This window comes from Pontibacter locisalis, from assembly GCF_042684605.1.
GTDB classification, from domain to species: domain Bacteria; phylum Bacteroidota; class Bacteroidia; order Cytophagales; family Hymenobacteraceae; genus Pontibacter; species Pontibacter locisalis.
The window spans coordinates 1-1,162 of the sequence record NZ_JBHULU010000033.1; the positions used below are offsets into that span (position 1 = coordinate 1).

A 1,162-nucleotide genomic window follows, 5' to 3' on the forward strand; every position below is an offset into this window, starting at 1 on the left:
CCAGTTCGTCTTGGACACAGAGCAACCGTTAGATCCGCAAGTACTTCAAAAGCGCATCCAGGAGCTGGAAAAGCAGCTGGAGGCGGCCCGGCTTCAGGCCGAGGGCTACGAGCTGATGATTCAGCTCGCTGAAAGGGAGCTTCACATCCCGATCCGAAAAAAGTCCGCTGCCAGGTAATCACCGCCTTAAAGGAAAGGCACAGCCGCATATCTCTGGGCCGGCTGTGCCTGTTATTTGGTATCACCAGACAAGCCTATTACCAGCACTACTGGCAGCTGCAGGAGAGAAGCTTTGAGCAGGAGCTTGTGCTAGAGCAGGTGCTCACAATCCGCAGGAGCCACCCCAGAATGGGAGGCCGGAAGCTTTATGAGCTGCTGGAGCCTTTCGTGCTCGAGCACCAGATCAAGCTGGGCCGGGACGCAGTGTTTGATTTGCTGTCGGCAGGCGGCCTATTGGTTCGCAGGCGCAAGAGGAGCGTGCGCACCACCAACTCCTCCCACTGGCTGCGCAAGTACCCCAACCTGGTAAGAGAGCTCATCCCTTCCAGGTCAAACCAGCTGTGGGTCTCAGACATCACCTACTGGAAGATAGAGTCAGGTCATCTTTACCTGAGCCTGATCACAGATGCCTACTCCCGCAAGATAGTGGGTTACCGGCTGGCCGCCAGTCTGGAAGCCTCTGAGTCGGTGCTGGCCCTGCAGATGGCTCTGGCCAGCTGGCCACCAGCCCCAGGCAAGCTGATTCATCACTCCGACAGGGGCGTCCAGTATTGCAGCAGTGCCTATGTGGAGCTCTTGCAGGAGCATGGCATCGCCATTAGCATGACGGAAAAGGGAGATCCGCTGGAAAATGCTGTTGCTGAAAGAGTCAACGGTATCCTTAAGCAGGAATACCTGGAGTGCTATCAGGTAGAGAGTCTCGACCAGGCCAAAGAGCTGCTCGACCAGGTGGTAGAGCTCTACAACCAACAGCGTCCGCACATGAGCATTGGCAACAGGATGCCGGCACAGCTGCATGAGCACAATCAGCAAACAGAAAAAGTGTGGAAGAATTATTATACAAAAAAACGTACCATTGTAAAGCAATAGCAGGACTAAGAAAAATTGTAAACTTTTAACAGGACTAATACCTAAACCTGTAAACTTATTTTAGGACGAGACA

The 1,162-nt window shown here is 53.6% G+C and carries 1 protein-coding gene; it reads left to right on the forward strand.

Annotated elements, in window-relative coordinates; genetic code table 11:
- The first annotated feature begins 177 nt into the window (after window positions 1-177).
- A complete protein-coding gene (locus tag ACFSRY_RS19150) occupies window positions 178-1,089 on the forward strand; it encodes an IS3 family transposase (RefSeq protein WP_377511935.1) in 912 nt (303 codons plus the stop codon).
- Window positions 1,090-1,162: the final 73 nt, after the last annotated feature.